Origin of the sequence: Streptomyces sp. NPDC096311 (assembly GCF_044763085.1) — a bacterium.
Taxonomy (GTDB): domain Bacteria; phylum Actinomycetota; class Actinomycetes; order Streptomycetales; family Streptomycetaceae; genus Streptomyces.
Window position 1 is genome coordinate 61,604 of the sequence record NZ_JBIWFN010000011.1, and the last position, 13,170, is coordinate 74,773.

Here is a 13,170-nt window from a genome sequence, read left to right on the forward strand (position 1 = left end):
GGGTTTGAGGGTGCGGGTCGTTCGTGGCTGGGCGCGCAGTTCCTCGCGCCCCTGGTGGGTGGGGTGTGCTCTGGGTGTGGAGCCGCGGGTCGGTGGTGGCTGGGGGTGTGGTTCCTCGCGCGCCTCGGGGGTGGTGTCGTGTGCGAGGATCGAACGTATGGGAAGTGGTGGTGGGCGACGGGTCGGGCGGCCCCGGGCTGCGCAGCGGCCGGACAGCGGGCTGTCGCCGCGGGACGAACTGCTCGACGCCGCCGCCGAGTTGTTCACGACGCACGGGTACGCCGCGACGACCACCCGCGCCGTCGCCGAGCGGGCCGGGATGCGCCAGGCGTCGATGTACCACTACGTCTCCGGCAAGGAGGAGCTGCTCGCCGAGCTCCTGGAGTCGACCGTCACCCCCTCGCTCGCCTTCGCCCGGGAGCTCCTCGCCGACGACGCGACCCCGCCCGAGAGCCGGCTGTGGGAGCTGTGCCGCACCGACGTGGAGCTGCTCTGCGGGGGCCCGCACAACCTGGGCGGGCTGTATCTGCTGCCCGAGGTGCGCGCCGAGCGCTTCGCCGGCTTCCACGCCGTACGGGCCGAGTTGAAGGACACCTACCGGCAGTTGCTGGCCGCGACCGCGGCGGGTGGCGCGCTCGTCAAGAGTGAACTCGACCTGCGGACGGATCTGCTGTTCGGCCTCATCGAAGGGGTGATCCTCGTGCACCGGTCCGACCCCGAGCGGCCCGTGTCCGCCTTCGCCGAAGCAACCGCCGACGCGGCGCTGCGGATCGCCGGGATCTGACGTACCGCCCTGTGGAGGTGCGGTTTTCGCATGCCGGTACGCCGCTACTCACCGTGTGCGAACGAAGCCTGAGCGTGTAAATGGCCGAGAGTACTCCTGTCGCGCGGGCGATTTCAGGCGGTTGCTGAATATGACACGGCGATGATCCGGTCGGACTAAGCTCGCCCGCAGCGCACCGAGTTGAGATGTAATCGTGCGCTTGTTCCCAAAAGTTCCGAAGATTCGGTTTGACCACGCAGTTTCCCCACGAACTCCCCCCTACCCCAGCCGATTTGTCTCAGAGGGCATACATGGTGAGTGTTCAATCGCCTCCCGGTGGCCGTGAACTTCCCTACGCGCGCGTGCTGTTGCCGCCGGCCATACTGATGGCCGCGGTGACCGGGGCCGCCGTCGCCTTGGTGACGGGCCCGGCCCGGGCCGCCGTCGGCTGGTGCGGCGGCATTGCGACGCTGCTGGTGATCGCGGTCGCCGCCGAAGCCGTACGCCGTGGCCGCGTCATCCGTGCCGTGCGCGCCGAACTGGCCCGCCGTACCGCGTACCTGGAACAGCGCATCGCCGCCCACGACCAGGACATCGTGCGCTTCCACCACGAAGTCCTGCCCGCCGCGATCCGGCGCATGAACCGCGGCATGAACCCCGACGGCGTGGCGCTCCGCTTCGGCGTCGACGACCCCAGCCTGCCGCAGATCTCCGAGGTGGAACGGGACCTGCTGGGCACCGTCCTCCAACTGCTGGACACCGAGAAGCTGCTGCTCGACTCCTCGCACCGCTCCTTCGTCAACATCGCCCGCCGCGTGCAGGCGATCGTCCACCAGCAGAACAAGGAACTCCGCGAGATGGAGGAGGACCACGGGCGCAACCCCGAGGTCTTCGACGACCTGCTGCGCATCGACCACGGCACCGCGCTGATCGGCCGCCTCGCCGACTCGATCGCGGTGCTCGGCGGCGGCCGCCCGGGCCGCAACTGGCCCAAGCCCGTTCCGTTGTTCAGCGTGATGCGCGGCGCGATGTCCCGGATCCTCGAGTACCGGCGCATCGAGCTGCACTCGATCGCCGACGTCAACGTCAACGGCATTCACGTCGAACCGGTCATCCACGCGGTCGCCGAACTCCTCGACAACGCGACGCGTTATTCGCCGCCGAACAGCAAGGTGCACCTGACCGCACTCAAGGTGCAGACCGGTGTCGCCATCGAGATCGAGGACTCCGGCGTCAGCTTCAGCGACGAGGCCCGCGGCAAGATGGAGGAACTGCTCCGGCAGGCCGCGGCCGGCACCGACCTCCAGGTCCTCGGCGAGGCCCCCCGGCTCGGCATCTCCGTCGTCGGCCGACTCTCGAAGATGTACGACATGGCGATCGCGCTCCGGCAGTCCGCCTACGGCGGTGTCCGCGCGGTCGTCGTGGTGCCGAGCAACATGCTCACCAAGGACCCCGCGGCCTCCCTCGCCCACGGCATCGGCGCGAACTCCACCGCGACCATGGACACCGACGGGGTCGAGGGGCCCAACCGCAAGCCGAAGAAGCGCCGCCCGACCACCGGACCCCGCCTCCCCGAGCAGGAAGACGGGTCCAGGGACGATGACGGCCCCCTGGTCACCGAGTGGACGCCCAACGGCCTGCCGCAGCGACGCAGCCGGGTCAAGATCCCGCTCAAGGAGCGGTACGCCGAGGCCGCCCGGCTCGCCGCCGAGGAAGCGGCGGCGGCCGCCGCCGCGGCGCCCTCCTGGGGCACGGTGCCCGCCGCCCCGAAGAAGCAGGAGAAGGAGAAGGAAAAGGAGAAGCCACCGGGGCACTGGGTCGAGGCGTTCTGGGAGGGCCTCAAGCGTGACCCGGACCCCAACGCGTTCACCAGGAAGAACCAGGCGGCCGCGGAGGCCGACGACGAGGGGGACCTCAAGTGATCCATCAGCGGGACAACTTCGACTGGATGCTCAGGGATCTCGCTGACGGTGTACCGGGAATCCAGCAGATCGTGGTGCTCTCCGCCGACGGACTGCGCATCGCACGCTACGGCGGCAACCCGGACGCCGCCGACCGTGTCGCCGCGGCCTGCGCGGGCCTGCAGAGCCTGGCCGCGGCGGTCGCGGGCGAGGTTCCCAGCAGCGACGGCACGATGAAGATGGTCCTCATCGAGATCGACGGAGGCTACTTCTATCTGATGTCCGCCGGGGCCAACGCCTATCTCGCGGTCCTCGCCAACCAGATCGCGGAGCCCGGCCTCATGAGCAACCGCATGAGCGACCTCGTCGCCCGGATCGGCGCCCATCTGACCAGTCCGCCGAGGCGCAACGGGCAGACCGTATGACTCCTCCGCAACGCCGACGGCGATACCCCAAGGAAGAGTTCGCCGAGCCTCCCCGGGAGCGGCCTCCCCAAGACGGCGAGGAAGACGGTGAGGAAGAGGACCCCAAGAACCCCGGGCGCCTGTATCTGCTCACCGGTGGGGGCGAGGCGGGCGAGCGGGCCGACCTGGACCTGGTCACCTTAATCGTGGCGCACGCCGACGCGCCGACACTCACCACCCAGCCGGAGCAGTCGGCGCTGCTCCGGCTCTGCCAGGCCCCTCTGTCCGTGGCCGAGCTCTCGGCCTATCTCAATCTGCCGTTCAGCGTGGTGACCGTCCTGCTCACCGAGCTGCTGGCGGCCGAACTGGTACAGGCACGCGCCCCGATCGTTCGCTCGGCGCTCCCCGACCGTTCCCTCCTCGAAGCGGTGATGCATGGACTTCAAAAGCTCTGAGACGATCACCGGCCCGCGCGCCGAGGACCATCTGCCGCACACGGCGCAAGCCGCCGTGAAGATCGTGATCGTGGGCGGGTTCGGAGTCGGCAAGACGACCATGGTGGGTGCCGTCAGCGAGATCAAACCGCTGACCACCGAGGAAACCATGACGCAGGCCGGTATCGGCATCGACGACAACTACGGCTCGGAGACCAAGACCGCGACCACCGTCGCCATGGACTTCGGCCGCATCAGCATCACGGAACGGCTGGTGCTCTACCTCTTCGGCACCCCAGGCCAGGAGCGCTTCTGGTTCCTGTGGAACGGCCTCTTCGAAGGCGCGCTCGGCGCGGTCGTACTGATCGACACCCGCCGGCTGGAAGTCAGCTTCGACGTGATCGGCCGTCTGGAGGAGCGCGGTGTGCCCTTCGTCGTCGCCATGAACACCTTCCCGGACGCGCCCAGCTATCCGATCGAGGACCTGCGCGCCGCGCTCGACCTGTCCGAGGACATCCCGATCGTGCAGTGCGACGCGCGGCGCCGGGCCTCCAGCCGGGACGTCCTGATGACGCTGATGCACTTCCTGTACTCGCTCACGATGAGCCAGGCGCGTACCTGATGCCCGCGGCGGCCACCACTCCCGTCCCAAGACACCGGACCACCCCCAAGAACCCGGACACCCCCAAGACACCGGATCCACTTCAGTTTCGGAGCGATCACCGTGACGTCTGAATCCCACTTCCCGGCCGGTACGGACGACCGTACGCCCGCCCCGCCGCCCGGCTGCCCCGCCCACGGCCTCGGTCCCGGCGGGCTGCACCGGCTGTACGGCCCCGAGGCGGACGACCTGGGAGACCTGTACGAGAAACTCCGTCAGGAGCACGGTGCGGTCGCTCCCGTCCTGCTCCACAACGACGTGCCGATCTGGGTGGTGCTCGGCCATGCCGAGAACCTGCACCTGGTGAGCACCCCCACACACTTCTCCCGGGACAGCCGGCTGTGGAAGGCCGTCCAGGACGGCACGGCCGGCCCCGACCACCCCCTCGCGCCGCACATCGCCTGGCAGCCGATCTGTTCCCACGCCGAGGGCGACGAACACCTGCGGCTGCGCGGCGCGGTCATCGGTGCCATGTCGACCATCAACCACCGCACCATCCGGCGGCACATCAACCGCGCGACCCAGCTGCTCGTCAACCGGTTCTGCGAGAAGGGCCGGGCCGACCTGGTCAGCCAGTTCGCCGAGCACCTGCCGATGGCCGTGCTGTGCGAGATCCTCGGCATGCCCGACGAGTACGACGACCGGCTGGTGCAGGCCACCCGCGACCTGCTCAGGGGCACCGAGACCGCGATCGCCAGCAACGAGTACGTCATGAACATCCTGATCCGGCACACCGCCCGGCGCCGGGCCGAGACCACCGGGGACTTCGCCAGCGTCCTGATCAACCACCCGGCCCAGCTCACCGACGACGAGGTCTCCCAGCATCTGCGCCTGGTGCTGCTCGCCGCGTACGAGGCCACGGCCAACCTGCTCGCCAACGTGCTGCGCGTGGTGCTCACCGATCCGCGTTTCCGCGCCCAGCTGAACGGCGGCCAGATGACGGTGCCCCAGGCGGTCGAGCAGTCCTTGTGGGACGAGCCGCCGTTCAGCGCGGTCCTCGGCTACTTCGCCAAGCAGGACACGGAGTTGGGCGGCCGGCAGATCCTCCGGGGCGACGGTCTGATCCTGGGGATCGCGCCGGGCAACATCGACCCCAAGGTGCGTCCCGACCTCAAGGCCAACATGATGGGCAACCGCGCCCACCTCGCCTTCGGCGGCGGCCCCCACGAATGCCCGGGCCAGGACATCGGCCGTGCCATCGCGGACGTCGGGGTCGAGGCACTGCTGATCCGGCTGCCCGACGTCGAACTCGAGGGCGACGAGGACGAGTTGCGCTGGCGCTCGTCGATGTCCTCGCGCCACCTGGTGGAGCTTCCGGTGTACTTCGCGCCGCAGGCGCCCCAGGACGTCGAGGACGTGCCCTCCATCAACCCCCTCCCGCGGCAGCGGCCGAGCCTGGAGGTCACGACGGACGAGCCGGCCGCGGCGCCCGCCCCGGCCCCCGTGGCACCGCCCGCCCTGCCGCCGACACCGGAACCCGTGCGCCGACCCGGCGCCTGGCAGCGCTTCCTGCGCTGGTGGCGCGGCTACTGAGCCCGGCCGCCGACGCTCACGCCTTCCGGGCCCAGTCGTCGTACGAGGACCAGGCCCGCAGTGCCCGCCCACTGACGAACCGGTGCGCGCGCCCCGTGACCGGATCGGTGAACTCCAGTACCCGCGCGAGCAGTTGGAGCGGGCGCCGGAAGTCGCCGGCCGGCACGGGGCCGGTCACCACCGGGTAGAGCGGATCGCCGAGGATCGGCACGCCCAACGTGTTCATGTGCACCCGCAGTTGATGGGTCTGCCCGGTGCGCGGCAGCAGGCGGTAGCGGCCCAGTCCGGCGCGGTGGCCGGTGAGTTCGACCTCCGTGAGGGCGTTCGGCTCGCCCGCCACCTCGCGAGCGGCCAGCACCCCGCGCTCCTTCACGATCCGGCTGGTGACCATCCGGGGCAGCGCGAGCCCCGCGTCGTACGGGGCCACCGCCTCGTACTCCTTGCGGACCAGCCGGTCGCGGAACAGCGTCTGGTAGGCGCCGCGCTCCTCGGGCCGCACGGTGAACAGCACGAGCCCGGCGGTGAGGCGGTCCAGCCGGTGGGCGGCGCCGATCGCCGGCAGGCCGAGCTCCCGCCGCAGCCGGGCCAGCGCGGTCTCGGCGACATGGCTCCCGCGCGGGGTGGTGGCGAGGAAGTGCGGCTTGTCCGCGACGACGATGTGATCGTCGCGGTACACCACGTCGAGGGCGAACGGCACCGGTACCTCGTCGGGCAGCTCCCGGTGGAACCACACGAACATCCCCGGCTCGTATGCCGCGTCGGGCGCCACCGGACGCCCGTCGGCGCCGACGATCAGCCCGTCCCCGAGCATCCCGTCGATCACCCCGGCCCCCGCTGCGAGCCGCTCCACCAGATGCTCCCGCACGGTGGCCCACTCCCCGTCCCGCGGCAGCCTGATCCGCACGGGGTCGACTCCCTCGCGCTGCGGGAGGGGGGAGGGCGGGATCCGGGGTCTGCGTCTCACCTGGTCAAGCGTACGAGGCTCGGGCGGGGGAGGGCTTCAGGCGTACGAGGCCGGGACCACCTCGGGAGTCTCGGCCACCGGTGTCCGCGCCCGGTAGGCCCGGTAGGCGGCGCCCGCGACCAGCGTCAGGCCCAGGAACAGCACCGTGAACCACTGGAAGTACCAGTGTCCGCCGGCCGGGTCGTACACCGCCGCGCGCGGCCAGGCGAGGTTGACGGTCATGAAGAGGCCGTAGACGAGGGCGATCGCGTTGACGGGGACGCCCCAGCGGCCCAGTGAGAAGAGCGGGGCACCCCTCTCGTCGGTGCCGTCGGCGGTGAACTGCCCGCGCAGCCGGCGGACCAGCAGCGGACCGGTCACCATCGCGTAGGCCAGGTACAGCATCACGATGCAGGTCGTGCCGATCGCCAGGAAGGCGTCCGGGGAAGCGAAGTTGAGCAGCAGCAGAGCGGCGGCGAGGACGCCGACGACCAGGGCGGGAACGCTCGGCATGCCGGTGCGCGGGTTGACCGCGCAGAGGCGGCGGGAGAAGGGGAGCTGGTGGTCGCGGGCCATCGAGAAGAGCATGCGGCAGGCGGCGGTCTGGATCGCCAGGGTCGCCACCGCGATGGCCACCACGACGTCGGCCAGCAGCGCGCGGCCGACCCCGTCGCCGAGGCTGCTGGTCAGGACGTAGCTCAGACCGTCGACGCCGAGACGCCCGTCGGTGAGGCTGGGCGCGGCGAGCAGTCCGCCGAGCACGATCAGTCCGCCGAGCAGACCCGCGGCGCCGAGCGCGGTGAGGATCGTGCGGGGTGCGGTGCGGCGCGGGTTGTGGGTCTCCTCGCTCATCTCACCGGCGCTGTCGAAGCCGATCATGACGTACGCGGCCATGAACGAGCCCACCATCAGCGCCCCGAACAGGCCGGTGCTGCCCTGGCCGGTGTGGAAGGTGATGCCGGGGGAGCGCTCGGAGTGGGTGAGCAGGAGCACGATGATCAGGACGGCGCCGATGATCTCGGCGGTGACACCGATCCGGTTGATCATCGACATCACGCGGTTGTCGATGACGTTCACCAGTGTGGTCAGCACGAGGAGGATCACGCCGAGGACCGCCGCGTTGGCCGCGCCGTCGGGACTGGTGGGAGCCGGATCGCTGCCGACCAGTTGGAAGCCGGACCAGATCGCGGGCAGCACCATCTGCAGCGCGAGCGCCGCCGCCGCGACCACCACGATCTGCCCGATCACCATGATCCAGCCGGCGAACCAGCCGAAGGAGAGGTTCGACAGACGCGAGGACCATTGGTAGATCGCGCCCGAGATCGGATAGCGCGCGGCCAGCTCCGCGAAGCAGGCGGCGACCGCCAACTGGCCCACCAGCACGGCCGGCCAGGTCCAGAAGAAGACGGGGCCGCCGAACGCGTACCCGAAGGCGAAGAACTGGAAGACGGTCGTCAGGACGGAGATGAAGGAGAAGCCTGCGGCGAACGAGGCGTACCGGCCGAGGCTGCGGTGCAGCTCCTGGCGGTAGCCGAACTCGGCCAGGGAGCGGTCGCCGGAGGACTCCGGAGGGTCGGGGCGTACGTCGGAGGGGGCGGTGGTGGTCACGGCGGCACCTGCCTTCGGCGCGGAAGGGTGGGCGGGGTGGGTGTGCTGGACGGCGTGAGCCGGATTCCTGTCGGGTGACAGAAATTAGGGAGTGCCTGTTTCGCTCGCATGACACGGCCGTGTCGGGGTCGGGCCTAAGTCCTCACGCCCTTGCACCCCATGGGGAATCGCGATACATCGTGTGTATTGACGCTCGCTGCGCATACGCGATATGTTCGTCCACGGATATTCGGAGACGAGGTGAGGTCATCATGGCGACGAAACGCCGCAAGCTGAGCAATCCGCTGGCGCTCGCGGTCATGGTGCTGCTCACCGAGAAGCCGATGCATCCGTACGAGATCGCCCAGACCCTGCGCCGACGGGGCAAGGACACCAGCCTGAAGATCAACTATGGCTCGCTCTACACCGTCGTGCAGAACCTGGAGAAGCACGGCTTCGTCGAGGTCGCGGAGGTGCAGCGACAGGGCAACCGCCCCGAGCGCACGCTGTACGGCATCACGGACGCCGGACGTGCGGAGGCCACGGAGTGGCTGTCGGACCTGCTCGCCGTCCCGGCGGAGGAGTATCCGATCTTCGAGGCCGCGCTGTCACTGATGGGCGTGCTCCATCCCGACGAGGTGGCACGCCTGTTGGGAGAGCGGCTCAGCATGCTGGAGGTGCGGGCCGCGAGTCTGCGCGGCGGCCTGGAGAAGCTCCACGAGACGCTGCCCCGGCTCTTCCTCATCGAGTCCGAGTTCACGTTGCACATGATCGACGCGGAGGCCGCATGGGTCCGCGGCTTCCTGGCGGAGGTCACGGCGGGCACGTTTCCCGGCGTCAAGGAGTGGCGGTCCTTCAGCGAGACGGGGGAGGTCCCCGAGGAGTACCTGAAGCTGGAAGCCAGTGAGGCCGAAAGGCCGTAGCCGAACAGAGAAAAGACCCCGGCAGCGCTGTTACAGCAGCCCCGCCGGGGTCTCGAACCCCGAACCGAACCCGCCGTGAGGCAGCTCCGGGCCATCGAGGTGCGGCACACCCAGGATAGCCCGGCGCTCTTCACGCGGATCGGCTCGGCATACCCACCCGAGATCACCGCTCACACAGGAGAGCAGTCGTCATGAGCAGTACCCGTGCGCCCGCGGTCGAGGCGCGTCAGCTGATCAAGACCTACCCGGGTGACGTCACCGCGCTCAGCGGTATGGACGTCACCGTCGAGACCGGCACCGTCTTCGGCCTGCTCGGCCCGAACGGCGCCGGCAAGTCCACCACCGTCAAGATCCTCACCACCCTGGCCCGTCCCGACTCGGGCACCGCCACCGTGGCCGGGCACGACGTGCTGCGCCATCCGGACCGGGTGCGCCGCGCGATCGGCGTGGTCGCCCAGAACTCCGGCGCCGATCCGGTGGCCACCGGCCGGGAGAACCTCCAACTCCAGGGCAGGCTCTACGGCTTGAAGGGCGCCGGGCTGAACCGCCGGGTGGACGAACTGCTCGACCGCTTCACGCTCACCGACGCGGCGCGGCGCCCGGTCAAGGGCTACTCGGGCGGCATGCGGCGCCGGCTCGACGTCGCGCTCGGTCTCGTCCACCGCCCCGAGGTGCTCTTCCTCGACGAGCCCACCACCGGACTCGACCCCGAGGCGCGCACCGCGATGTGGGACGAGATCGCCCGCCTCGCCGGCGACGAGGGGCTGACCATCCTGCTCACCACGCACTACCTGGAGGAGGCCGACCGGCTCGCCGAGCGCATCGCGATCGTCGACCGCGGGCGTGTCGTGGTCGAGGGCACCCCGGACGCCCTGAAGGGCGAACTCCGCGGTGACGCCGTCCACGTGGAACTGCGCGAAGCCCTGGGAGACGCGGGTCGTACGCTGCTGAACGGCGCCCTCACCGGGCTGCCGGGCGTGCACGAGGCGCTGTTCGACGGCCGCCGTGTCAGTGTCCGCGCCGATGACGGGGCCGCCGCGATGCCCGCCCTGCTCGGGGTGCTGGAGCGGGCCGGGGTCGGGGTCGCCGCCGCGACCGTCGCCCGCCCCTCGCTCGACGACGTCTACCTCCGCTACGCGGGCCGCCGTTACGCGGAGGCGGAAGCGGAAGGCGCCGAGAACCTCGTCCTCGCCGGAGGTGTCCGATGAGCACCGCCGTCTCCCAGACCTGGTACATGACCCAGCGTCAGCTGATGGTGTTCGCACGTCAGCCCGCGTACGCGATCATCACCCTGATCCAGCCGGTGATCTGGCTGTTCCTGTTCGGCAACCTCTTCAAGAAGGTCGTCGAACTCGGAGGCTTCGGTACCACGTCGTATCTGGACTACCTCGTCCCGGGCGTGGTCGTGATGAGCGCGCTCAGCTCCAACATGTGGGCGGGCATGGGCACGCTCGACGAGATCCAGCGCGGCACGCTCAACCGCTTCCTGACCACGCCCGTCAGCCGGGCCGCCCTGATGAACGGCAACGTCGTCAACAACGGCCTGATCACCGCCCTGCAGTCGGTCATCATCGTGCTGCTCGGCCTGCTGGGCGGCGCGGACTACCCGGGCGGCATCGGCGGTATCGCGATCCTGATCGTCGCCTCGGTACTGCTCGGCACGATCTTCGGAGCGCTGTCCAACGCGCTGGGCATGCTGGTCCGGGAGCGGGAGTCGATCATCGGCATCAACACGTTCCTGCTGCTGCCGCTGACCTTTCTCTCCTCGGCCTTCATGGCCCCGTCCCAGATGCCCGGCTGGATGCGGCACATCGCCGACTTCAATCCGCTCAACTGGGCGATGGTGGCGGGGCGTTCGGCGATGTCCGAGCATCCCGACTGGGGTGTCGTGCTCGGCCGCTCGGGCGCGCTGCTCGCGCTGGCCGTGGCGGCGGTGTGGCTGTCGATCCGTACGTTCAGGTCGTACCAGCGTTCCGTGTGACCTCGAGGGGCCGGGGGTGGCGTCCGGAGTGACGCGAGGGGGCGGGAGTCAGGAGGCGGCCGACGCGGTCGCCTCCTGCTCCGCCTCCACCTGCGCGTTCCAGTCCCGCTTGGAGGCCTGCCAGCCGTCCTCGTTGTGACCGAGGCGCCAGTAGCCGGAGATCGACAGGTCCTCGCGCGGGATCTCACGCTCGACCCGCAGCAGCCGGCGCAGCTCCTTCACGAAGCCCGCCTCGCCATGGACGAACGCGTGTACCCGGCCCGCCGGGAAGTCGAGGTCGCGGACGGCCTCCACCAGGGCCTCGCCGAGCGGCCGGTCCCCGCGGTGCAGCCAGACGACCTCCAGGTCGGAGTCGATCTTCTGCTCCTCCTCACGCCCGGAGATCTCCACGAAGGCGCGGGCCACGGCGCCCTCCGGCAGTGCCTCCAGGGCGGCGCAAATCGCGGGCAGCGCGCTCTCGTCACCGGCGAGCAGATGCCAGTCGGCGCTCGCGTCGGGCGCGTAGGCGCCACCCGGACCCATGAACCGCACGACCTCGCCCGGCTGGACGTGCGCCGCCCACGGCCCGGCCAGTCCCTCGTCGCCGTGCACCACGAAGTCGAGCGTCAGCTCGCGCAGTTCGGGGTCCCAGGCACGCACGGTGTACGTCCGGGTCACCGGCCACTGCTCGCGCGGGAGTTCCTCGCGGATCCGCTCCACGTCGAAGGGCTCGGGGTAGGTGACACCTGCCGGGGCGAACAGCAGCTTCACATAGTGGTCGGTGCTGGTGCCCGCGGTGAACTCGGCGAGGCCCTCGCCGCCCAGCACGACACGCTGCATGTGGGGGGTCAACCGCTCGGTCCGCACGACGTGCGCGGAGTGCGGCTTCCTGGACCTGCGTGCCGGACGCTCTGCCATGACGGCCTCCTCGTTCACTGGCTTAGGCTTACCTAAGTTAGCACCTCTCTCCCAGTTAACACCCCCTGTGTGAAAAGCTCATGAGCCCCCCACATCAGGGCTCGAGCCGCGCGGTGGCCGGGGTCGAGTCCCGCTGTGTAAGTAAGGCTACCCTAAATTGAGAATCTCACTCTTCTGGGTGAGAACGTCACTTCTGCTCGCTCCCGTTCACTCGCCGAGCGTGGTGAGCAACCGCTGCAGCGACCCGCCCAGACCCCAACGCGCGGCCAGTGCCTCCAGTGCGGCCGGATCGCGCGGCGCGTGCGGCAACGCCGTGTCGACGTCCGGCAGGGGAACGTCACCGGCGACCCGTACGACCTTGGGCGCGACCGCGACGTACGGCCGTGACTCGTCGAGCCGCTTGCGCTGAGAAGGTGTCAGCTTCGCCGTCGGATCGTCGACCGCCGCCATGATTGCGGCCAGGTCGCCGAACTGGTCGAGCAGCTTGGCCGCCGTCTTCTCGCCGATCCCCGGCACCCCCGGCAGACCGTCGCTCGGGTCGCCGCGCAGCAGCGCCAGATCCACGTATCCGCCGCCGTCGACCCCGTACTTCTCGCGCAGCCAGGTCTCGTCGGTGAGCTGGAGCGTGCCCACACCCTTGAGGGGATACAGGACGCGCACCCCTCGCTTGTCGTCGACGAGTTGGTAGAGGTCGCGGTCGCCGGTGACGATGTCGACCGGGCCGTCGGCACGCCCTGTGAAGGTGCCGATCACATCGTCCGCCTCGTACCCCTCGACCCCCACGCGGGCGATGCCCAGCGCGTCGAGGACCTCCTCGATGACCGGCACCTGCGGGGAGAGCGTGTCCGGCACCTCCTCCTCGTCCGGCCGGCCGGCCTCGGTCTCCACGGCGACGCGATGCGCCTTGTACGAGGGGATCAGGTCGACCCGCCACTGCGGGCGCCAGTCCGCGTCCATGCAGGCCACCAGATCGTCGGGGCGGTGGTCCTTGACCAGCCGGTCGACGAAGTCGAGCAGCCCGCGCACGGCGTTCACGGGCGTGCCGTCCGGGGCCTTCACCGAGTCGGGGACCCCGAAGTAGGCCCGGAAGTACAGGGAAGCGGTGTCGAGCAGCATCAGGCGTCTGGTCACGCCTCGCATCAT

The 13,170-nt window shown here is 70.0% G+C and carries 13 protein-coding genes; 9 read left to right on the top strand and 4 right to left on the bottom strand.

Features of this window, described 5'->3' with window-relative positions; translation table 11 throughout:
- The first annotated feature begins 157 nt into the window (after positions 1 to 157).
- The 6 genes from ACIRA5_RS27090 (at position 158) to ACIRA5_RS27115 (ending at position 5,696) form a co-directional block, all read left to right on the top strand.
- The gene (locus ACIRA5_RS27090; protein ID WP_384906282.1) at positions 158 to 784 is read left to right on the top strand and encodes a TetR/AcrR family transcriptional regulator; all 627 of its coding nucleotides are present in this window, start codon (positions 158 to 160) and stop codon (positions 782 to 784) included.
- A 290-nt stretch (positions 785 to 1,074) separates the two neighbouring features.
- Complete coding sequence (locus ACIRA5_RS27095; protein ID WP_403694601.1) at positions 1,075 to 2,685, top strand: ATP-binding protein; 1,611 nt, start codon at positions 1,075 to 1,077, stop codon at positions 2,683 to 2,685.
- Positions 2,682 to 3,089 (top strand): roadblock/LC7 domain-containing protein, encoded by a 408-nt coding sequence (locus ACIRA5_RS27100; protein WP_352048008.1) that lies wholly within the window; start codon positions 2,682 to 2,684, stop codon positions 3,087 to 3,089. The genes ACIRA5_RS27095 and ACIRA5_RS27100 overlap by 4 nt, the downstream gene beginning before the upstream one ends.
- On the top strand, positions 3,086 to 3,523 hold the full coding sequence (locus tag ACIRA5_RS27105) for a DUF742 domain-containing protein (protein ID WP_403694603.1): 438 nt from the start codon (positions 3,086 to 3,088) through the stop codon (positions 3,521 to 3,523). The genes ACIRA5_RS27100 and ACIRA5_RS27105 overlap by 4 nt, the downstream gene beginning before the upstream one ends.
- Entirely contained in the window at positions 3,504 to 4,124 is a 621-nt protein-coding gene (locus ACIRA5_RS27110) for an ATP/GTP-binding protein (protein ID WP_075027673.1), read from the top strand. The genes ACIRA5_RS27105 and ACIRA5_RS27110 overlap by 20 nt, the downstream gene beginning before the upstream one ends.
- Before the next feature lie 102 nt (positions 4,125 to 4,226).
- Positions 4,227 to 5,696: a cytochrome P450 gene (locus ACIRA5_RS27115; RefSeq protein WP_403694606.1), complete on the top strand. Its 1,470-nt coding sequence runs from the start codon at positions 4,227 to 4,229 to the stop codon at positions 5,694 to 5,696.
- A gap of 16 nt (positions 5,697 to 5,712) precedes the next feature.
- Here the strand turns inward: ACIRA5_RS27115 and ACIRA5_RS27120 are convergent, their stop codons facing one another.
- Positions 5,713 to 6,660, bottom strand: a complete 948-nt coding sequence (locus ACIRA5_RS27120; RefSeq protein WP_403694609.1) for an RluA family pseudouridine synthase — start codon at positions 6,658 to 6,660, stop codon at positions 5,713 to 5,715.
- Between the two features lie 36 nt (positions 6,661 to 6,696).
- Positions 6,697 to 8,247 (bottom strand): amino acid permease, encoded by a 1,551-nt coding sequence (locus ACIRA5_RS27125; protein WP_403694612.1) that lies wholly within the window; start codon positions 8,245 to 8,247, stop codon positions 6,697 to 6,699.
- Positions 8,248 to 8,498: 251 nt separating this feature from the next.
- Between ACIRA5_RS27125 and ACIRA5_RS27130 the strand changes: the two genes are divergently transcribed.
- From ACIRA5_RS27130 to ACIRA5_RS27140, 3 genes are all read left to right on the top strand, one after another.
- Positions 8,499 to 9,149: a PadR family transcriptional regulator gene (locus ACIRA5_RS27130; protein WP_403694613.1), complete on the top strand. Its 651-nt coding sequence runs from the start codon at positions 8,499 to 8,501 to the stop codon at positions 9,147 to 9,149.
- A gap of 191 nt (positions 9,150 to 9,340) precedes the next feature.
- Positions 9,341 to 10,357, top strand: a complete 1,017-nt coding sequence (locus ACIRA5_RS27135) for an ATP-binding cassette domain-containing protein (protein WP_403694615.1) — start codon at positions 9,341 to 9,343, stop codon at positions 10,355 to 10,357.
- Entirely contained in the window at positions 10,354 to 11,130 is a 777-nt protein-coding gene (locus tag ACIRA5_RS27140) for an ABC transporter permease (RefSeq protein ID WP_060899887.1), read from the top strand. The genes ACIRA5_RS27135 and ACIRA5_RS27140 overlap by 4 nt, the downstream gene beginning before the upstream one ends.
- 48 nt (positions 11,131 to 11,178) lie before the next feature.
- Here ACIRA5_RS27140 and ACIRA5_RS27145 read toward each other — a convergent pair whose 3' ends face one another.
- The gene (locus ACIRA5_RS27145; RefSeq protein WP_403694618.1) at positions 11,179 to 12,027 is read right to left on the bottom strand and encodes a siderophore-interacting protein; all 849 of its coding nucleotides are present in this window, start codon (positions 12,025 to 12,027) and stop codon (positions 11,179 to 11,181) included.
- A 207-nt stretch (positions 12,028 to 12,234) separates the two neighbouring features.
- The gene (locus tag ACIRA5_RS27150) at positions 12,235 to 13,167 is read right to left on the bottom strand and encodes a 5'-3' exonuclease H3TH domain-containing protein (protein WP_403695144.1); all 933 of its coding nucleotides are present in this window, start codon (positions 13,165 to 13,167) and stop codon (positions 12,235 to 12,237) included.
- Positions 13,168 to 13,170 lie beyond the last annotated feature (3 nt).